Annotated in this window: 22 protein-coding genes; 9 read left to right on the forward strand and 13 right to left on the reverse strand. The window is 36.7% G+C overall.

The window, feature by feature from the left end; translation table 11 throughout:
* Positions 1–9: 9 nt before the first annotated feature.
* The 3 genes from MHH95_RS05705 to MHH95_RS05715 are packed head-to-tail and all read right to left on the reverse strand — an operon-like array spanning position 10 to position 2,235.
* The gene (locus MHH95_RS05705) at positions 10–1,353 is read right to left on the reverse strand and encodes a type IV pilus modification PilV family protein (RefSeq protein WP_340726722.1); all 1,344 of its coding nucleotides are present in this window, start codon (positions 1,351–1,353) and stop codon (positions 10–12) included.
* A gap of 16 nt (positions 1,354–1,369) precedes the next feature.
* Positions 1,370–1,795, reverse strand: a complete 426-nt coding sequence (locus MHH95_RS05710) for a PulJ/GspJ family protein (protein ID WP_340726723.1) — start codon at positions 1,793–1,795, stop codon at positions 1,370–1,372.
* Positions 1,795–2,235, reverse strand: a complete 441-nt coding sequence (locus tag MHH95_RS05715; RefSeq protein ID WP_340726724.1) for a hypothetical protein — start codon at positions 2,233–2,235, stop codon at positions 1,795–1,797. Before MHH95_RS05715 ends, MHH95_RS05710 begins: the two co-directional genes overlap by 1 nt.
* A gap of 517 nt (positions 2,236–2,752) precedes the next feature.
* Between MHH95_RS05715 and MHH95_RS05720 the strand changes: the two genes are divergently transcribed.
* From MHH95_RS05720 to MHH95_RS05760, 9 genes are all read left to right on the forward strand, one after another.
* Complete coding sequence (locus tag MHH95_RS05720) at positions 2,753–4,108, forward strand: VanW family protein (protein ID WP_340726725.1); 1,356 nt, start codon at positions 2,753–2,755, stop codon at positions 4,106–4,108.
* Positions 4,109–4,125: 17 nt separating this feature from the next.
* A complete protein-coding gene (locus tag MHH95_RS05725; protein ID WP_340726726.1) occupies positions 4,126–5,793 on the forward strand; it encodes a GspE/PulE family protein in 1,668 nt (555 codons plus the stop codon).
* A gap of 14 nt (positions 5,794–5,807) precedes the next feature.
* The gene (locus tag MHH95_RS05730) at positions 5,808–6,851 is read left to right on the forward strand and encodes a type IV pilus twitching motility protein PilT (protein WP_340726727.1); all 1,044 of its coding nucleotides are present in this window, start codon (positions 5,808–5,810) and stop codon (positions 6,849–6,851) included.
* Positions 6,848–8,056, forward strand: coding sequence for a type II secretion system F family protein (locus MHH95_RS05735; RefSeq protein ID WP_340726728.1), 1,209 nt, complete (start codon positions 6,848–6,850; stop codon positions 8,054–8,056). The genes MHH95_RS05730 and MHH95_RS05735 overlap by 4 nt, the downstream gene beginning before the upstream one ends.
* Before the next feature lie 103 nt (positions 8,057–8,159).
* Complete coding sequence (locus MHH95_RS05740) at positions 8,160–8,624, forward strand: type II secretion system protein (RefSeq protein ID WP_340726729.1); 465 nt, start codon at positions 8,160–8,162, stop codon at positions 8,622–8,624.
* 118 nt (positions 8,625–8,742) lie between these two features.
* Complete coding sequence (pilM, locus tag MHH95_RS05745) at positions 8,743–9,720, forward strand: type IV pilus biogenesis protein PilM (RefSeq protein WP_340726730.1); 978 nt, start codon at positions 8,743–8,745, stop codon at positions 9,718–9,720.
* Positions 9,717–10,310: a malate synthase gene (locus MHH95_RS05750; protein WP_340726731.1), complete on the forward strand. Its 594-nt coding sequence runs from the start codon at positions 9,717–9,719 to the stop codon at positions 10,308–10,310. Before pilM ends, MHH95_RS05750 begins: the two co-directional genes overlap by 4 nt.
* Positions 10,307–10,993 (forward strand): potassium transporter, encoded by a 687-nt coding sequence (locus MHH95_RS05755; protein WP_340726732.1) that lies wholly within the window; start codon positions 10,307–10,309, stop codon positions 10,991–10,993. Before MHH95_RS05750 ends, MHH95_RS05755 begins: the two co-directional genes overlap by 4 nt.
* Positions 10,994–11,028: 35 nt before the next feature.
* On the forward strand, positions 11,029–11,784 hold the full coding sequence (locus MHH95_RS05760; protein WP_340726733.1) for a prepilin peptidase: 756 nt from the start codon (positions 11,029–11,031) through the stop codon (positions 11,782–11,784).
* Positions 11,785–11,837: 53 nt separating this feature from the next.
* On the opposite strand, the gene MHH95_RS05765 is transcribed toward MHH95_RS05760, so the two are convergent.
* From MHH95_RS05765 to MHH95_RS05810, 10 genes are all read right to left on the reverse strand, one after another.
* Entirely contained in the window at positions 11,838–12,062 is a 225-nt protein-coding gene (locus tag MHH95_RS05765; protein ID WP_191701300.1) for a hypothetical protein, read from the reverse strand.
* Between the two features lie 87 nt (positions 12,063–12,149).
* Complete coding sequence (gene fumC / locus MHH95_RS05770) at positions 12,150–13,541, reverse strand: class II fumarate hydratase (protein ID WP_340726734.1); 1,392 nt, start codon at positions 13,539–13,541, stop codon at positions 12,150–12,152.
* Positions 13,542–13,911: 370 nt separating this feature from the next.
* Positions 13,912–14,223 carry a hypothetical protein gene (locus MHH95_RS05775; protein ID WP_340726735.1) on the reverse strand — a complete coding sequence of 104 codons (312 nt, stop codon included), beginning with the start codon at positions 14,221–14,223 and terminating at the stop codon, positions 13,912–13,914.
* A 108-nt stretch (positions 14,224–14,331) separates the two neighbouring features.
* Positions 14,332–14,892, reverse strand: coding sequence for a DUF1273 domain-containing protein (locus MHH95_RS05780; protein ID WP_340726736.1), 561 nt, complete (start codon positions 14,890–14,892; stop codon positions 14,332–14,334).
* 61 nt (positions 14,893–14,953) lie between these two features.
* Entirely contained in the window at positions 14,954–16,150 is a 1,197-nt protein-coding gene (locus MHH95_RS05785; protein WP_340726737.1) for an ornithine--oxo-acid transaminase, read from the reverse strand.
* Positions 16,151–16,215: 65 nt separating this feature from the next.
* Positions 16,216–17,379 (reverse strand): MFS transporter, encoded by a 1,164-nt coding sequence (locus MHH95_RS05790; protein WP_340726738.1) that lies wholly within the window; start codon positions 17,377–17,379, stop codon positions 16,216–16,218.
* A 119-nt stretch (positions 17,380–17,498) separates the two neighbouring features.
* Positions 17,499–18,332, reverse strand: a complete 834-nt coding sequence (locus tag MHH95_RS05795; RefSeq protein WP_340726739.1) for a MerR family transcriptional regulator — start codon at positions 18,330–18,332, stop codon at positions 17,499–17,501.
* Positions 18,333–18,819: 487 nt separating this feature from the next.
* Positions 18,820–19,278 carry a DUF4825 domain-containing protein gene (locus MHH95_RS05800; protein WP_340726740.1) on the reverse strand — a complete coding sequence of 153 codons (459 nt, stop codon included), beginning with the start codon at positions 19,276–19,278 and terminating at the stop codon, positions 18,820–18,822.
* 59 nt (positions 19,279–19,337) lie between these two features.
* Complete coding sequence (locus tag MHH95_RS05805) at positions 19,338–20,531, reverse strand: YbfB/YjiJ family MFS transporter (protein ID WP_445683001.1); 1,194 nt, start codon at positions 20,529–20,531, stop codon at positions 19,338–19,340.
* A 98-nt stretch (positions 20,532–20,629) separates the two neighbouring features.
* Positions 20,630–21,064: a hypothetical protein gene (locus MHH95_RS05810; protein WP_340726741.1), complete on the reverse strand. Its 435-nt coding sequence runs from the start codon at positions 21,062–21,064 to the stop codon at positions 20,630–20,632.
* Positions 21,065–21,121 lie beyond the last annotated feature (57 nt).

Raw genomic sequence — 21,121 nt, forward strand, 5'->3', positions numbered from 1 at the left:
ATTGAAGTTCTAATTATAGTCTACATCTAAATTATTCAGTAAAGAAGTAGGATCTCTTTTTATTACCTCGCCGGTTCCACCACCTAAATAACATAATCCGCCTTCCTTAAATTGGTCTGGATTTGATTGCGGATTATATATTTTTTTTGAAGGATTCTTCTTTTTATATTCTGCTACTTTACTTGAGAAGGATCCTGCACAAATGATTGTTGAATCGTCGATAGATTTATTAATATTCCCGGTTTTGAATTCGCCTTTAATATAAAAAGTGGAATTCATAATATTAACGTTTATATTTCCCATATTTAAGTTCCCATTTATAATAAATTTTGAATTTTTAATGGGATTATTATAAAAGAAGGATGGGCTAATATTCCCGAAAGTAAAATCTCCATTACTATAAACTCTAGAACCACTTATACCATCCGTAACATTTCCAAAAGATCCTCCATTTTTTACATATAAAGTAGTGTTATCAAGACCGGATCCATTTCCAAACTCTCCTTCACCTTCTGAATATATTATGGAATCTTTGAGGTCAAACCAATTATTAAATATAAGATCGTCTTTAACATATAAAATAGAATTATTTATACTTATTCCAGTAATAGGGGGGATTTTAAGTGTCCCATCAATTACACCCTTTTTATTTTTGTAGATTTGGGAAATATATACTGTTACATTTTGTTTTATAATACAGTTATCTAAGGAAATAAATAAATTTGTTAAGCATTTGTTTTGAATATTCTTTATATTTTCAATTTCTCCAATTTTTGGGATAACGACATTGTAGGAATTCTTTATATCTCCCGCTACATAATCATCGATAAATTTTTCAAAGTTAATTATTATTTCACCGTCCAATTCGACTTTGCTGCCGGTATAAGTGAAGCCCTCACTTGTGAAAATAACTTTAAAAGATTTATTAGCACTGTTGTAACCAACGTTTTGATGGGAAGTAATTCGAAAATTCCCATTTGAGTTATTTAATACGTTTGCACCGATTATAATATTGTTATTTAGAAAGATATCTTTATTTAAATAGTTTAGTAAATTTTCAGAATTAATAGGGATTGTTTCTCCAGACTTTTTTCTTTTGTTTTCATCTTCAATCTTTTTTTTAGCATCTTCTATTGCGGAATTTAAAGTAGTAAAACTGTGTTCTGAATAAAGTGTCTCGTAATAAATAATCCCCATTTCTGCTAAATCTGTAGCGAGTAATTCATCTTTTGTTAGATTAATTTGTTTTGCGTTAATATAATTTAATGTAAAAAGAGAGAGCCCCATTACAGAAAAAATAACAACGGCAAATAAAACGATTATTAACGAAAAGCCTTTTTCATGTTTTTCCATATGATAAACCTCTCTCTTATAATCTATGTAATATAGTATTCGTAATTTGTTCAATATGAGGATATCTCTTGCTAATTAATTTTAAATTTACTCTCAAGGACTTATCATTATCTTTAGGTGAAATGGAGATAGGTTCCGTCCCACCATTTATTATATAATGGTAATTATTGAATACTAGTGTATGCTTTTGATTAACATCCTCTATAATCATTTCTTCATCATTAAATATAATGCTATATTCCTCGCCTCTTTTATGAAATTCTCTTAAAACAACTAGTAAATAATTTGATTCATTTTGTATAAGGGCCTTCTCTTGTATATGTTTTGAATTTTCCATTCCAGAAGAGACGATGTTGAATGTTAATATTGTGATTATGGATCCAATTACTAAAACTGCTAAAACTTCAATTAATGTGAATCCTTCTTCACTCGAATGTAACATTATTTGATCACCTCACGTTGAAATGTATAGGTAATAGTTTTCGGATGCGTTGTTAAAATATCATCATCTTCATCCCAGACTTTAATAGTAACTTTTCTTAGCCTATAGTAATCTGTTTTAATAATTGATGAATCTTTCATTTCTTGAATGGTGAGCTGGTAAGGAAATTTCTCTATAAATCCTGTTTGAGTTAAGCCTGTGCCATAATTGCATATTGATAAAGCTTTATCTACCTTCACAATCGAACACTTTTTAGTGATTTCTGCAGATAACTCTCTTGCAACAGTGCTCGCCGTATAATTAACATTATTATTAGAAGTCACTTTAGCATTTTGGACGAATAAATAGAAGAATGATAAAAGTAGAATGGTTAATAATAACATTGAGGCAACAACCTCTAGCAAGGATACCCCATTTTCATTATTAAAGTGTTTTTTCATATGTGATAACTCCAATCAACATAATAAAGTAGGTGATTTAAAATCAGATAATTTATAGGTATTATTTATTTTTAAAAAAGGGTAAATTTTTCTATTGTAATTCAATAACAGTGATTATATTTTAGGGTTTCCATTTCGATCTTTGAAGGTGATATGGTATATAAAATCATTTGAGATATGTTATAAAAGTATGTTTAATTATCATAAATTTTTATTGTTATTATCTTTTGTAAAGTATTAGAGAATTTTATGGGATTTTTTTAAAATAGTACAAAAGATCCTAAGTATGTATAAATTTCAAATTTTTTAAATATAGTAGTCATAAAGTATTGAATCGTGTATTATGAAGATAATATCGTAATGCCAAAATAGGATAATATTGATAAAGAATATAATTAATTAGTTATTAAATTTATATTCTTTATATATATTTTCACCAATCAACTTGAAATTAGCAACTTAAATTTACATTTTATTTACATTTACTATATATTAATGGTATTTCGGAGGTGAGTTAATGAAAATAGTATTTAAATCTACCATTCTCTTTTCTTTAATAGCAATATTACTGGCAATGTGGGTACCTCGTTTTATCGCTAGTCCTATAGACTCTGATAATAAAAGGCCAAATGGCTCTACTATAGGTGGAGTAGAAATCGGAGGGTTGGAAGGTGAACAATTAAAAGTTGCGCTAACAAATGCTGTGAATGAATGGTATAGCCATAATTTAACTGTTTCCGGTGGTGGTGATACCATGTTAGTGAGTTCTTCTACTTTCCAATTTGATATTGAAAGTACAGTTAATTACTATGAGGAAAATTACATTAAACCATGGTATGCATTTTGGATGAGTAATGAAACAGTTCATCTGCCATTAAATATTCGCCCTAACGAAATAGTGAAGAATGAAATTAGTAGGATATCTTCATGGGATACAGAAGAAACTTATAATCGAGTTGAACAAAACGCATCATATTTAAGTACAAACGAAATTGAAGCTGTAGTAATTGAGCTGACAACATTACAAACAGACCGTATTTCTTTATCAGTAGAACCAATGCCAAAAAGTGCAATGGGAATCAATGAGCTTGTATTAGCGTTAAACGACACTATTATTGAATCTAATAGTACGTTTTCGCTAATTGATGTACTAGGAGATGCAATTAACTTAGCAAATCGTGAAGCAATCAATTTTGTTGCTTCCAATTTATATAATGCAGCTCTTAATGTAAATGGGGAAATATTGGAGCGTCATTCACAAAATAAAATTCCTTCCTATTTAAAGCCAGGAATTGAGGCGGAAGTGGATATATTAACCAAGAAGGATTTGAAGTTTATAAATCGTTCTAATAATCCTATATTAATGAGACTTTCAATGGATGAAGAGAATTTACTAACTGAAGTTTATACGTCGTTGAAGGAAATCGACGTATCTGTATCTGTAACACGAGATGAGGAAATTCAGCCCCGTACAATTACTCGTTATTCAAATGAATTGGCTATCGGACAAACCGAGGAAACGCAAAAAGGAATTAATGGATTACGAGTTTCCGTGTACCGTTCAGTTTTCGGAGAAGAGAGTTTAATAAGTCGAGATTATTATCCTCCGGTGAATCGAATTATCATAAAATCAACTAAATTACCTGAAGTACCTACATCGGCTAATAATGAGTTGTACGATAATGAAAATTACGAAATTGATTTAGATGGGGATGGGTTCCCGGATAGCAATCCACCAAATGATAATTTACAAAATGGTAATCCTGAAAACCCTAATTCAGAGCCAAGTTCAAATAATAATAATCAGTCAGAAGATGCAGATATTCCAAAAGGTAGTTACTACGATAAAGGTGGAAATCTTATAACTCCGTAGAAAAGGAGGAAGCAAATATGAAATCGTCGTCAAGAAAACGTCTCGGAGACCTACTATTGGAATCAGGCGTAATTAATGAGCAACAGCTTAATTTTGCACTTGAGAATAAAAGCCGTAACGAAAAACTAGGGGACTTTTTCATTAAGGAAAATATTTTGACGGAGCAGCAATTAATAGAAGTATTAGAATTTCAGCTTGGTATCCCGCACATAACGCTAAATAAATATGCGATAGATCCTGAACTGTTGCAGCTTGTACCAAGAGAGCTGGCAAAGCGTGCGAATATTATGCCGGTTCGACGTGATAAAAATAAGTTGTTAATTGCGATGTCTGACCCGATGGATTATTTTGCGATTGAAGAAGTCCGAATGGCAACAGGTTGTCAAATCGAAACAAGTATCGCTGCGAAGGACGATTTATATCGAACAATTACGAAATATTATGATTTACAAGCTTCAATGGACGCCGCTCTATCTGAAGCAGCGATAAATCCGACAGAGGTACAGCAGCAGGAAATTACCGACGAAGATTCGCCCATTGTTCGTTTAGTTAATCAAATTATTGCAAATGGTGTAGCACAGCGCGCGTCGGATATTCACTTTGACCCACAGGAAACGGAATATAAAGTTCGCTATCGTGTCGATGGAGTGTTACGTACTGAACGCTCTCTTCCTAAACATATGCAAAATATGATGACAGCCCGCGTGAAAATTATGGGTGGACTAAATATTACTGAAAACCGACTTCCACAAGACGGCCGTTTTAAATTAAATATTGAATTTAAACGAATTGATATTCGACTTTCGACATTACCTACTGTTTATGGCGAAAAAATTGTTATGCGTATTCTGGATATCAGTAATGCTGCAAGAGATATATCGCAACTAGGCTTTACTAATGAAAATGAAACGCTGTTTAAAAAAATGGTTTCTAAACCAAATGGCATTGTATTGATTACAGGTCCTACTGGTTCCGGAAAATCATCTACATTATACGCAACACTTTCAGATTTAAATGATGAGGGTGTCAATATTATTACAGTTGAAGATCCAGTAGAGTATCAGTTGAACGGCATTAACCAAATTCAAGTGAAAGAAGAAGTAGGATTAACGTTTGCGACAGGGTTACGGTCCATTTTACGTCAGGATCCGGACATTATCATGATAGGTGAAGTCCGTGATGTAGAAACGGCCCAAATTGCAATCCGTGCATCATTGACAGGGCACCTTGTATTAAGTACATTGCATACAAATAGTGCGATTGAATCTGTTTCCCGTCTGCAGGATATGGGCATTGAGCCATTTTTAATTTCATCCTCACTCGTTGGAATACTGGCACAACGTCTTGTCCGTCAAAATTGTAGAGACTGTAGTACGGAAGTAGAACCAACTAACCGGGAAATAGAAATTTTTTCCAATAATGGGTTAGTTATTGAAAAATTAAGAAAAGGTCGTGGCTGTGCCGCATGTGCAAATACCGGTTATAGAGGTCGAGTAGCTATTCATGAACTATTACCAGTAGACAGGGAGCTAAAAGATTTAATTTTAAAACGAGCCAATACTACTGAAATAGATAATTATATGCGAAAAGCTGGATATCGTACTTTACTACAAGATGGCTTGTTAAAGGTACAAGACGGTATGACGACCACTGAAGAAGTGCTACGCGTTGCGACGATTGACTAGGAGGAATCGATAAAATGACATTAACAATTCAAGAACTACTCCAACATGCATATGATGAAAAAGCGTCTGATTTACATGTAACAATCGGTATTCCTCCTGTTTATCGTATAAATGGTCAACTAAAGCAATATGGTGTTATGGATGTTACGACAGATATGGTCAAACAGATGGTACAAGATATTTTACCTAAGTATAAAGTAGCGGAATTTGAGGAAAAGGGCGAAACAGACTTTAATTACTCGTTGGAAGGGCTTTGCCGATTCCGTGTCAATGCCTATCATCAGCGAAATGCAGGAGCGATTGCTGCACGTTTGATATCAAGTGAAATTCCAACAATTGAATCGTTAAATATGCCGGCAGTGCTCTATGAATTGGCGGAAAAACCTCAAGGACTTATTTTAGTAACAGGTCCAACCGGTTCCGGTAAATCAACTACATTAGCTGCAATGATTGACTATATTAATGAAACGAAATCAAAGCATATTATAACTTTGGAAGACCCGATTGAATATTTACATGCACATAAAAAGTCGATCGTGAATCAGCGTGAAATCGGTGTTGATACAGGTTCATTTGCCAATGGGCTTCGTGCATCACTACGACAGGACCCGGACATTATCTTAGTCGGAGAGATGCGTGACTTGGAAACGATATCAACGGCCATCACTGCAGCGGAAACAGGTCACTTAGTTTTCGGTACATTGCATACTTCAAGTGCACCAACGACGATTGACCGAATAATCGATGTTTTTCCTCCTCATCAGCAAGGGCAAATCCGTATACAACTGGCAAACGTATTGCAGGGAATTATTTCACAACGTTTATTCGTTCGGAAGGATGCGGCAGGTCGGGTAGCGGCAACTGAAATATTAGTAAGTATTCCAGCGGTATCCAACTTGATTCGTAATGAAAAGATCCACCAAATTCCAAGTATTATGCAAACGAGTCGGGCACTGGGGATGCATACATTAGAAACATCAGTTCAATCCCTTGTTTCTTCGGGCAAAGTTTCATTGGAGGAAGCGCGCCCATTTTTGAATGTAGGTGAATATATTTGACCGTCTTTAAATATGTAGGCAGAACGAAGATGGGAGCAACACAAAAAGGTACTATTGACGCAGCGAGTAAAACTGCGGCTATAGCGAAGCTCCGTGAAAAAGGAATTAACCCGCGGGAGATTGAAGAATCGAAAAGCATTTGGCACAAGGAAGTCAGCTTAGGCGGCGGAAAAGTGAAAACGCAGGATTTTGTTATCTATTGCCGACAATTTGCTACATTAATTAGAGCCGGTGTATCACTTGTGGAAGCAACGAATATTTTAGCAAAACAAGCGACGAGTAAACCATTAAAAAAAGCACTTGAAAATGTGGAAGAGGATATTCGAGCAGGTATTCCTTTTTCAGATGCAGTAAGAAAGCACCCAAAAGTCTTTCCGGAGTTATTTGTTAATATGATGAAATCAGGTGAAGCAACGGGTAATATTGATGAAACGTTAGAACGGTTAGCCAATTCATATGAAAAGTCTTTCCGATTAATTAAAAAAGTGCAGTCTACACTAACGTACCCTGCCATGTTATTAGTGCTAATAGTAATAGTAGTGTTTTTCATGCTCGTCTTTATAGTCCCATCGTTTGTCGAATCGTTTGAACAAATGGATACAGAACTCCCTGCATTAACTGTAGCAACAGTGGCGTTAGGGACGTGGTTAAAACAATATTGGTGGTTGCTAATTGGTGCCATTGTCATAGGAGCTGTAGTATTCCAATATTTATATAAAAATAATAAACAGTTTCACTACTCTGTACATTATGCGCTACTGAAGATGCCAATATTTGGTCCGCTTTTACAAAAGAGTGCGATTGCGAGATTGACTCGTAATCTATCATCTTTATTTAGTAGTGCGGTACCAATTTTACAAGCATTAACGATTTCTGAAAAGATTTCCGGAAATCCTATCATCGGGAAGGTCATACTTGACGCTCGAGCGAGTCTCGAAAAAGGAAGCACGTTAACCGAGCCGCTTGAACAAAGCTGGATTTTCCCGCCAATGGTTACAAGTATGACACGAATCGGGGAATCTACAGGCTCACTTGACTATATGCTCGAAAAAGTTGCTGACTTTTACGAAGAGGAAGTTGACCGAACAGTCGATACATTAAAGTCCCTGATCGAGCCAATAATGATTGCAATACTGGCAGGGGCGGTCGGGCTTATAGTGGCGGCTATCTTCATGCCGATGTTTAGCCTTTATGAAAATATGTAATTACTATAAACGGAAAGATTTAAGGACGTTTTGCAAGGGGGCATCTAAGGGGAACAAAGCGTCTGTGCAAAAATAATATTTTAATAAAAAGGAGAAATGTTTTATGTTACAGTTATTAAAAAAACGCTTGAAAAATCAAAAAGGTTTATCTTTAGTTGAGCTTTTAGCGGTTATTGTTATTTTGGGAATTGTTTCAGCAATTGCGGTGCCTTCGATTGGGGGGATTATAGAGAACTCACGTTATAATGCTGTGAAGTCAGACGCTATAAATATTTTAAATGCAGCAAACCTATACTTCGCTGATGATTTTACTAAAACGGACGTTACTGTATCAGATTTGAAAGCAGCAAATTATTTAGAAAGCACAGGTGGATTTGAGATAAAGGCTAGTGAAAGTACAATTACAAAAGGAGCAGGTTCTACAAGTACGTCATTAACAACAGATGGAGGAATAATATTTTCAGGAAGTAAAACTGTCACTTTTACAGGTGCTACAATAAGTGGTATTAATAATGATTCAACAAAAGGTAGTGAGATACCTGACGCTGGTCATACAATAGATGAATAATCACCCCCCAAAGAACACCCAACCCATAGCGCTTGGGTGTTCCATTGGGCGATGATTGTGCTAGTATAATAGCAAGTTCTTATTACAATTGGCGCTAAACTAAAAGGGGTGTTCCTCTATGTTTAAGATGAAGAAAAAATCGCATATGTCAATTATTTATAATGATTATGTTGTTCGTACGCTCATTTCAAAAGGGCAAAGCCTGGAGCAACCAATAATATATGAAATCCCATTGCCAGCCAATGTTGTGCAGGAAGGTACGATTATGGATGAAATGGCAATGTTTGAATTGATAAAGGCAAATGTGCCAAACTGGGGTGGCAAAAAACAAAATGTACGGTTTTTAGTGCCGGATACGTCCGTGTTATTAAAAACATTCGAGCATCCAGTGGATATTAGTGGTAAAAATTTAAAGGAATACGTACAGATGGAGCTAGGACAATCCATCCATTTACCTTTTAAGGAGCCCCTTATAGATATATATGACCCGATTGAAGGGGATGGAAAGGCAGTACTGTTTGCTGCGCCGCCTGATGAGGTCGGGAAAATGATTGGTCTGTTGTTGGACAATCATTTACATCCGCAAATTGCGGATATTCGTGCATTGTGCAATTTAAGATTGCTTGAGCAGATTCAGTTTATTGATCAGAGCCGTACATACTTAGTGACAGATTGGTCGATCAATGAATTGTCGATTTGTATTTATTCTGACGGTAATGTGGAATTTTTACGTTTCCAAACGATTGATACAGCCCCTGAAAAATGGCAACGAGATGTCCTGGAAGATGCGGAAGTTCAATTTACCTATAAGGCTGATTTGGAGGATTTCCGAGGAGCTGCTACAGACCAGGTTCTTGAAATTGACCGAATGATGAACTTTTTTAGATTCTCACTCCATAAAGGAGAGAAGGAAGTAGATGAAATTATTGTGATGGGAGACCATCCTTTACTCCATATTATTGAAGCTTTGTTAGGCGATAATTTACCAATACCTATCCGCATTGTGGATGATCATGTCATAGCAAGTCAATTCCCAAATTGTAAGGCAAAGCATGCAACTTTATTGGGACTAGCTTTAAAGGAGGTTAACGAATGATTCCAGATATTAACCTCCTGCCCAAGATAGAGAAGGGTGAAACGAGTTTAAAACTTGCATATATACTAGTCGGAATATTATCGTTGTTAACTTTAGCTGTTTTTGCCTGGATTTTTTTCAATGCAGAAAGTGAAATAGCGGATAGTGAAGTAACACGCACCACAATAATTGCCACACGTGATGCACTGCAGGGACAGGTATCTTCTGCAGAAATGCAAAATAATGGCTCATTAGAGGAGTCGGTTACTTTTGTGGAAAGTGTTTCGTATGCTGTATCACCTATTATTATTGAAACGCGAAATTTATTGCCATTAAATACATATTTACGTTCCTATGTATTTTCTGAAACAGGGGTAGAGGCTACAGTGGATTTCGAAACATTAAACTCCATTTCTTCCTATGTAAGTGAGCTTAAAAAAAGTCTCTATTTTAATGATGTCCAAGTAGGGGTAATTGAAGCATTTGAAATTATCACCTCTGATGATGAGAAAAATCTGGAGCAACAATTTGCTGAAGTGCCGCGCTATGAGCTGGAGATTAACCTCGTTATTGATAAAGCATATTTAGCTGCTGGAGGTGACGAGCAATGAATTCAATCACAAGCAGTAAAAATGGGACGCTGTTGCTAGTTATTGCTTTTGCCATGGCACTTTTATTTGCACTTTATACATTTGTTATAAAGCCAAAGCAGGAAGAAGCACAATCCATTCGTACAGAAATTAATTATATGCGTACGGAAATTTCAACGTTGGAGCAAAATCTAGGGGACAATCAGTCACAATATTCCGAAACGGATGTAAATGAATTTGCATTACGTAAAAAAGTTCCGAGTGACCGTGAAATTGACACATTGATTTTGTCGATAGAGGAAATTGAATATGTAACAGGTTCTCAGATTCGAAGTATTGAGTTTAATAATTATGATGCTCTTGTTTCAGACTCAGCCATACAGAACCCTTCTGTAGATGAAGAACAGGAAAGCCTTGATGGCCTGCTGGACGATTTGGAATCAACAGAGGAGGAGGCACCTGTTTCGACTATTGCTGTAGAAACATTACCTCCTTCATTAAAACTAGTTACATTTATAATTGGGGTCACATCACCAAATGATGTGAACTTGCTGAATTTCATTAAGGAAATTGAACAATTGGAACGTGTTATGCATATAGATAGGGTTGAGTTTGAGCTTTCCGGTGAAGAAGCAGAACTTATGGCAGATGAGCCTGATGCAGTAACTGCAGAAGTACAAGTCACAACATTCTACTACGAATAATAATATCAAGCAGGTAAAGGTAAGGAGCGTTTAAAATGGAAATAATGTATACAATTTTCGCAGGAATATTCGGGCTAGTGTTCGGTTCTTTTTATAATGTAGTCGGTTTACGTGTACCGAAAAAGGAATCGATTGTAACACCGCCTTCCCATTGTGTAAATTGTAATCGCCGTTTACGCGCTTTTGAGCTCATACCTGTTCTTTCCTGGGTGTTTTTACGAGGGAAATGTCGGACTTGCGGGGTAAAAGTATCGCCAATTTATGCATTTACTGAGCTGATAACAGGTCTTTTATTCGCATTTGCTACATGGCAGCTTGGTATTACATGGGAACTCGCAGTAGCGCTCCTTTTCATTTCCTTACTGGTTATTATTAATGTTTCGGATATTGCGTACATGCTCATTCCTGATAAAATTCTATTGTTTTTCCTGCCTTTATTAATTGTCGGAAGGATTCTTTCCCCGCTGGAGCCTTGGTGGGATAGTATTGTTGGGGCAGTGCTTGGTTTTTCGCTATTATTATTAATCGCCATTATTTCAAAAGGCGGTATGGGTGGCGGAGATATTAAGCTATTTTTATTAATCGGTCTTGTGCTGGGAACTTATAATACGCTGTTAACATTATTTATAGCGTCCATTATTGGAACGATTGTTGGGATCGTTATTTTAAAAGTCCGACGTAAAGGGCGTAAAACTCCGGTTCCATTTGGACCATCCATTGCACTTGCCACAATCATTGTGTATTTTTACGGTGAACAAATTATTGATATGTATTTAAATTTGCTACTATAAATTAAAAGAAGGGGTGCTCTGATACGATTTCGGAGCATCCCTTTAAATATGACTTAATAATCTATAATAACTTTTTCAAATGGGTGATTCGTGAGTAATTCATATGTTGCCACTTCTACCGCTTTTTCCACGGAATCTGCTAAAACTAATATGCGATATTTGCCGAAGTCTTTATAATAGGCATCTGCTTCAACGTATTTAGTGTTTTCGTTCTGTATATTCACGAGAATATTGATGACTATTTCATAACCATCCTTTATAAACTCGAATTTTTTCAATAAAAATCAACCTCCTCAACATTAGTTTATTACCTGTAAAGAGTAATTGACTAGACATGTTGGAAGGTTGTGTTGGATATTTAAAAATTATTCAGCATTTGGGTAAATCATCGTTTTCGGATCGACATAACGGTCAAATTCTTCCTCAGTTAAAAGACCCGTCGCAATCGCGGCTTCCTTCAATGTTGTACCTTCTTTATGAGCCGTTTTGGCGATTTTGGCCGCATTTTCATAGCCGATATAAGGGTTTAATGCCGTGACAAGCATTAACGAATTTTTCAAGTTCGCATCCAATACTTCCATGTTCGGCTCAATACCGATTGCGCAGTTGTCGTTAAATGATTTCATTGAATCTGCCAATAAGCGTGCTGACTGCAGGAAGTTATAAATAATAACCGGTTTAAATACATTCAGCTCAAAATTCCCCTGTGATGCGGCAAAGGCAATTGTGGCATCATTGCCGACAACTTGAGTCACGACCATTGTCATCGCTTCACTTTGAGTTGGATTTACTTTACCTGGCATGATCGATGAACCTGGTTCGTTTTCTGGAATGGTAATTTCACCGATACCAGAACGCGGTCCACTTGCCAACCAGCGCACATCATTTGCGATTTTCATTAAATCTGCAGCCAATGCTTTTAGCGCACCGTGAGCTGTAACGATTTCATCATGGCTTGTCAGTGCATGGAATTTGTTTTCAGCTGTTGTAAAATGAATCCCTGTTAACTTGCTGATCTCAGCTGCAGCATGTGCCCCAAATTCTGGGTGAGCGTTTATTCCCGTTCCTACCGCTGTGCCTCCAATTGCCAACTCTTTCATAAATTGTGTATTAACCATAATCATTTTTTCGCATTTTATCAGCATATGGTGCCAGCCGCCGATTTCCTGCCCAAGTGTTAATGGTGTGGCATCCTGTAAGTGGGTACGGCCAATTTTAATAATATCGTTAAATGCGATTGCTTTTTCTTTTAAAGTTGCCTGAAGAAGTTTCAGTCTCGGCATTAAATAGCTTTCCACAATTTCAACTGCAGCAATATGCAGTGCAGTAGGGAATGTATCATTAGAACTTTGCGATTTATTTACATCATCGTTCGGATGAATTTTTTCTTCAGAACCACTTGCAGCTAACTTTTTGTTTGCTAAGTAGGCGATTGTTTCGTTTACGTTCATGTTCGTCTGTGTACCGCTACCTGTCTGCCAAACAACAAGAGGGAAGTGGTCATCCCATTTACCTGTCAGAATTTCGTCTGCTGCTTCGACAATTGCCTTTGTTTTTACATCAGACAGCTTGCCTAATTTATTATTTGCGAGTGCGGCTGCCTTCTTTAAGATCGTCATCGCGCGGATAACTTCTATGGGCATTCTTTCTGTCCCAATTTGGAAATTTTCTTTACTGCGCTGTGTTTGTGCACCCCAAATTTTATCTGCAGGTACACGGATTTCACCTAAAGTGTCTTTTTCAATACGGAATTCCAATTAAATCATCTCCTTTAATATATGTATACCCAAATTTAGATAAAAAAATGGCAAATCGTGTGAGGGGATTTGCCATTCTTTCAGGAGAAAAGATAAAGATCTTTTCAAAATATGAGTAAAGTCATTAATGAGTTTCGAATCTGAACTGGGGGGAACAGTATCGAAAATATGCTACAACTAATTTGTCTGCCTTACAATGATAATGATAATCTTTATCAATTAGAAAGTCAATAGATTACCGCGTTAATTTTTAGAAAAATTATTTAATTTGAAGAAAATATGTAAAACAACGTCCAAAGCATTAACCTCATCGATGCTTTAGACGTCGCTATTTGTGTTATACACTTATAAGTCAGCCCCTTATAAATAGTTAAACAATTTTCACATAAAAATCCCGACCGTTCGTTAATTCTGGAATTTCCATATTTTTTTCGCGCTTATAATAGTCTGATATAGTACTTGCGAGGCCCGCGTAGCCGTTCAATAACGTCCCTTGCTTAATTTCCTTCGCAATATTATGGAATTCAAAATAGATGTGTGCCTCATTATCCAATTCACTTAATATCTTTTCTATATCTGTAAGGGGAATATTAATACCTCTCGTATAGCGACATTCACGTTTATACGTATGGTGTGGGATATTTACGGGTGTGGTTTCGTTAATCATCGATAATTGATTCATAATGTTGCCTCCTTGTTATTCGATATATAAGTTCATTTAGTATATTATACCGCAAAAAGGTGATTTATAATCTGAATATTTACTGAATTGGGAAAATTAACGGAATCTTTACCAATTATCTCCTTGCTGCATTTCCTCCGCCACCATCTGTAAATCGTACGCATTGATCATGAACAATTCATATTCATCATGCTGTTCCTTATACTTTTCGATGAGTCGGAGCACATATTTAGGGGAGCCTTCGTTTTCCTCATCATAAACGAGCAATGTCGCATCCGTATTATCGATGATGAATTTATCCTTTTCGATAAACTGCCAAGGTGCTTCGTATGGACGCTTCGTCACACTTGTTACGAAGTCGGCATTATTTACTATATTCATATAGGCCGCTTGTTTATGCTCATTCCAGTTTTTCTCTTGTTCTAAGAAGGGCGTTATAATGGAGTATTTAAGTGTGGAATATTCATTTTTTAACTCCAGTACAACCTCTGCGGCCCATGTTTCAACACCTGGCTGTCCACTAATCACAACCCACTCCAATCCATCCTCTATAAGGGTACGTAATTGGTTATGCAGGGCTGTTTTAATGATAGGGACACCTGGATGTTTATCGTTAAAAATACCAAGCTCATGTGGACGGTAGCCGGTAATATAAAGTGATTTCATCATAAATCGCTCCTTAAGATAAAAAATGGGGCACTATGGGATTCACAGTGCCCTTAAAATCTATTTATTCACTGAACACAGCTTTAATTTGCTCGATGGCCCAGTCTAAATCCTCTTTTGAAATGATTAAAGGTGGGGCGAAGCGGATCACTGTGTTATGAGTTTCTTTGCATAGTACTTTACGTTCTGAAAGCTTTTCACAATACGGGCGAGCCGATTCATGAAGCTCCAAGCCAATGAAAAGTCCACGACCGCGCACTTCCTTTATCACAGCATTATCGATCGTTTGTAGTTGCTCTTTAAAATAATTGCCCAGTTCAAGTGAACGCTCTGTCAATTTCTCATCCAACAGAACATCAATTGCAGCTATGGAAACAGCACATGCTAATGGATTTCCACCGAATGTCGAGCCGTGCGAGCCTGGATTGAATACGCCAAGAATATCATCATTCGCAACGACTGCAGAAATCGGATAAACACCGCCGCCTAGCGCTTTACCTAAAATATATACATCTGGAATAACGTCTTCCCATTCACAGGCAAAAAGTTTTCCTGTTCGTGATAAACCAGTTTGAATTTCATCTGCAATAAACAGAACATTATTTGCTTTACATAATTCATAGGCAGCTTTTAAATAGCCTTCAGTCGGGATGATAATGCCGGCTTCACCTTGTATCGGCTCTATAATAAATGCTACCGTATCAGGAGTAATGGCAGCTCTTAAAGCTTCAATATCTCCATATGGAACTAAAGTAAAGCCTTCCAGCATAGGGCCGAAGCCGCGCTTATACTCCTCCTCTGAAGATAACGATACAGCACCCATCGTACGACCGTGGAAATTGCCGTTACAGCCTATAATCTTGGCCTGATTTACAGGGATCTCTTTTACTTCATAACCCCAGCGACGAGCCATTTTAATCGCTGTTTCAACCGCCTCAGCACCAGTGTTCATAGGGAGTACCATATTCTTCCCTGTGAGCTTACACATTTTCTCGTACCATTCCCCTAATGTCGCACTATGGAAAGCACGGGAAGTTAATGTTACCGCATCTGCTTGATCCTTTAATGCTTGAATAATTTTAGGGTGGCGATGTCCTTGGTTTAACGCTGAATAAGCCGAAAGCATATCTAGGTAGCGATTGCCTTCAGGGTCTGTCACCCAAGCGCCTTCTGCTTTTTCGATGACGATTGGCAGCGGGTGATAATTGTGCGCTCCGAATTTTTCAGTAGTTGAAATAAGTTGTTCTGATTTTGTTGTCATGATGAAATCCTCCTTAAGCAAATTTACTTTTATAACAGAGAAATCAATTACATAAGACGAAAAATCTACATATACGATGCAGGTTTCTTCCAAATTAATGTTAACAGAATACCGAAGAAGATGACAACCGTTGCAAAGTAATATGGGTAGTTAACATCAATATCAAATAACATGCCGCCTAAAATAGGGCCGAAAATATTCGCTAAACTCGTAAACATCGAGTTCATGCCACCAACGAAACCTTGCTCATTGCCAGCAATTTTTGATAAATAGCTTGTTACAGCAGGGCGGAATAAATCAAATCCGACAAATACGATACAAGTAACAAGTAAAATCGCAAAGTACGAGCTGACAACCGTCATTAAAAATACTAAAACGCCCGATAAAATTAAGCTATAGCGAATGAGTTTAATTTCGCCCCATTTTTGGGCCAACCGGTCGAACAATGCGACTTGTGCCACCGCTCCAACAATTGCGCCACCGGTAATGATGATGGCAATATCTGTAGGGGTAAAGCCAAATTTGTGATCAACGAACAGGCTAAAGAACGATTCAAACGCCGCAAGTCCAAATGATGCGACAAAAATTAATATAAAGGCAATTAAGTACATCGGCTCCAAAACACGTTTAAATCCAGATGTTTGATTTGGCACATTTTCATTATTTTCTTCATTGCGCTCTGGTTCGCGCAGTAAAATAATCGACAGAATGGCCGCAGTTGTACCGAGCGCTCCCGCAAAGTAGAAAGGCACACGTGTACCGAAATCCGCTAAAAATCCGCCGATGCCAGGACCGATAATAAATCCTGTACTAATCGCTGCACTCATATAGCCAAGTGCTTTCGAACGAGTTTCCATCGTAGTAATATCAGCGATAAAAGCTGTAACAGCAGGCATAATAAATGCGGCACTAATCCCGCCTAATACACGGGAAATAAATAATACTTCGATTGTTTTCCCTAACCCGAATAAAAATTCTGAAATACCGAAAATAAACAATCCAAGGACAATCATAATTTTACGTCCATATTTATCAACCGCTTTACCAGCGAGGGGTGAAACAATAAGTTGTGCAATAGCAAACGCTGCAGTTAAATATCCGACAACGGTTCCGCTTATTTGCAGTTCATTCATTAATGTTGGAAGTACTGGAATGACTAAACCGATTCCTAAAAAAGCGATGAATAAGTTTAATAACAGTAGCCCTAACGTTACTTTATATTCTCTCATAGTTGTTGCTCCTTATTTAGTTGAAAATGACTGTAGCGATATAATCCGCACTTCCTAACATAAACCCTATAGTAGCTATAGAGTCAATAATTCAGATTTAAATTATTGTAAAAAACTATTTACTTTAGTTTAATTTTTAATTCAACGATAAATTCGTCTGCTTTATTAGGGGAGTAATTTATAGGCATAAAAATTTCATAAACGATGGGCACTACCTTTAGTCGGTTTTCTTCTATATATTGATATAACTTTTGGTAATGAACGAGATACGTATCCTGTTCGAAAATAAAAGCAATACATACATAACGACCTGCTGGAATTGTTTTAACTTCCATATCAGTTGTTAAGTGTGTAATATACCTGTCTGTAATAAGCGGGGTAAAAATATGACTATAATGTAGTTCATCCAAGCTATTATATGGCTGATAAGGATATATGCACCCGTATCGGTTACTTAACAGACTATTTTCAATTTCTAGCGTTTTGATTAGTGAGCTGTAGTATGTGTTCGGTATATAGTACGGTGTTAGCTCATTTGTATGGATCGATAAAATCCGATTTGCTTCCTCGTTTTTAAAATAAACCGTATCAAGCATATCAATCGCGAGCTGTTCCTCCATCTGTTTTTTCGTTTTATATAAGGAGTGCTTAATTTCATACATACGGTTTATCTGTTTTTCAATTACATTTTCCTGCTGCTGTAAAAAGGATAATAACTCTGCTGGGGTAAAGGCCTGTGCAGCTTTAATCTCTTCTAATGAAACCCCGATATATTTCAGTGATTTAATAATGTCCAAATAGTATAGTTGTGCGTCTTTATAGTACCGGTAATTTGTTTTAGGATCGACGTGTGAAGGTTTAAATAAACCGATTTGATCATAGTAACGGAGTGTTTGTATTGATATATTTGCCAATTTCGATACTTCTCCAATTGAGTAAAGTTTTTCTTCCATAATAGCCTCCGATATACGTTATTAACGGTATCGTAGCATTAAAGTTGAGTTGGGTAAATTAGCAGGAAGGAGGAGCTTGAAGGTAAATGAAGTTATGAAAAAAATCTGAAGACAAACTTAAGTCTTCAGATTCAGACTGTCGACAAATGGTCTCGAGAGTTTGTCTTTTTATTATAAATTTAACTAGATGCTTAGCAGAAACAAATTGTTCACGTTCATTAATTTGAATTGATTACTAATCATCGTAGATATCGTATCTCACTTTATTTAAAGCGATGAATAAGTTGATTGGAGTGGAGGGACCGTGACTCCACCGGGAACCGCACGCGCGGAAGATCCACTAAATTGTGCCTGCCGTTGTAGGCACAATTTAGTTAGCTGGAGCCGTGCCCGGGGAAAGCATCGGTCCCGGAATGGAAATCAACGGTTTAATATTAATTTAATTTTTAATAAACACTTCTTAAGAGTTTCCTATTAAGAGTATTGATTACTTACTAAAAAATTGATTTACGGAGTTCTCTGAATTTAAATGTTCTTTTATTAGATTCTTTAAGTCTTCTTCATTTTCAAAGCCGTCCAGTTGAATATTGTACCAATGTTGAATTTCAGTTTTGGTTACAGTAAATTCAGTAGCCGGAAATTTGAATGTAACCCAATCTACATTTTGGATTAAGGCAAAAAGATACGTTGCATTTGCTATAACAGTTTCCTTTATTTCTTTATTTGCATTTTTTGCAGTTATATCGTTATATTCCAAAGTAATGCCATATGGTTGTTCTTTCGTATGAAGGGAAATTTGTTTTAGCTCATTGCTATGAGCTAATTGATTTACAATATTTCCAACCGCACTGTTGTCGCCTACATAGGAATTTTTATATTGAAATATATTTAATTTTGAGTCAGCATTTTGACTGCATCCGCTTAATACAAACAATATGAGTAACATCGAAGTATAAAATATGGGAATACGTTTCACTATTTCATCTCATTTCATTTCTTATTAAATTAGGGTTGCGTCATTTCATGACCAACGTGGATGGGCTTTTTCCTACTATAAAAATACCCGGCCAGTAATATTATTAGAGCTAATGTTACTGTTCCTCCAGCAAAAAGGAGGGGAGCTTTATAAGTGAGGAAATAAGTTTCCAAACGACCCGCAATAACAGGACCAATTATTTGCCCGATGGCATAAAAGGTTGTCAGTATGGAAACAACGTACGCACTTTGCTTTGGATATAACTGTCTTGCGTATGCTGTTGACATAGTAACGAGTCCGACAAATGTAAAACCAAATGAAATGGCCGACAACAATACGCTCCAGACGGATTGTGACAGAACAGGAAGCAGGATGCCGATTATTTGCATCGCATAAGCTAAAGCCAGCATAGAAATCGTTGAATAACGGGACATCAATTTCATCCAAATCGGTGCAGATGGAATGGCAGCCAGTCCAGCCAATACCCAACTATAACCTGCATATGCACTAAGTGCCTCGATATTATATATAATGTCCACAAGAAAAGTCCCTGTGATAATATAACCCAATCCTTCTAAGCCATATGCAATAATCAGCCATGGCATGAAGCCTCTCCAAATATTGCTATCTTCTGATTTTGGTGCCTTTACATGATTAAGAACTTGTAAATGACGCCATAAAAATAGTGTCGTCGCTAAAAACAATACGGATAACAAACCGAGTCCAAACCAAGAACCTTGCCAGCGAAAACTTGCTTCAAAGAATGGTACTAACAGTCCTGATAATGCAATGCCAATGCCGATTCCACTAAATAGATAACCACTCCAGCGCGTTAGTAAATGTGCTGCCAAATAATCCATCACGATGCTTAATGTCAGGACAAAGATAAACCCGCTCGTTAAGCCAGCAATAAAGCGTAACACGATCCAAATGATGTATGAATCTACTAATCCCATTAAAAGGATCGAATTGACATTCATGACAACATTTAATAATAGAAAGTTCTTTTTTGATTTATAAATAAATCCGGCCCACAATGCTCCAATAAAATAGCCAATATAGTTACTTGAAGCGAGCCAGCCACCTTGTGTAAAGGATAAATTTTCATCGACACGCATGAATGGTAAAATTGGCGTGAACGCAAAGCGGCTAATACCCATAGCAACAGCTAAAAATAGAATTCCCCCTAAAATTACACTTAAATGTTGACGATTTATGAAAATCCCTCCCTAAAAAAGTATCTCTTATAGTGATTGTACCACTCTTATTTTCAAAATTAATAGAGGTAATACCCGTAGAAACGAGAAAAAACCCGACTATATCACCAAAAGTCAGGTTTTGCGACCATAAGCCATAGAAAGAATCCCATTAAAAAGATATATTTCCAGGTAGCGCTTTTCATCATATGAATAAATTGTTCTTTTTCAAACTGTACACTTTTGGCGAAATTCAGGGCAGGCTTAAAAGCAAGGGCCATAAAATATAAAGAAAAACCCATAACGATATACGTCACAATAAGCCAGGGAGATGTCCAGGACCAACCACTAAAATAAATTAAAACTAAACCGGTCGGCACAATGAAATGGCCACCATTTGCCACAGCTCTCAGCAAACCTTGCAACGCCGTAATATAGCTAGGAAGATCTTGCGTTTGTGCCTTTTCCATTCGTTTTAATATAGGAAAGATCGCGAACAGCGGACCGGTAGCAACGATAACACTTAAAATATGTAAATAAAGCGTAATTGTAAAAAGCAATTTCATCCCTCGCTCGAGTTTTATTGAAACAATCATACCATGAAAAAAAAGATGACT

The sequence above is a fragment of the Solibacillus sp. FSL K6-4121 genome, assembly GCF_038002585.1.
GTDB lineage: Bacteria > Bacillota > Bacilli > Bacillales_A > Planococcaceae > Solibacillus > Solibacillus faecavium.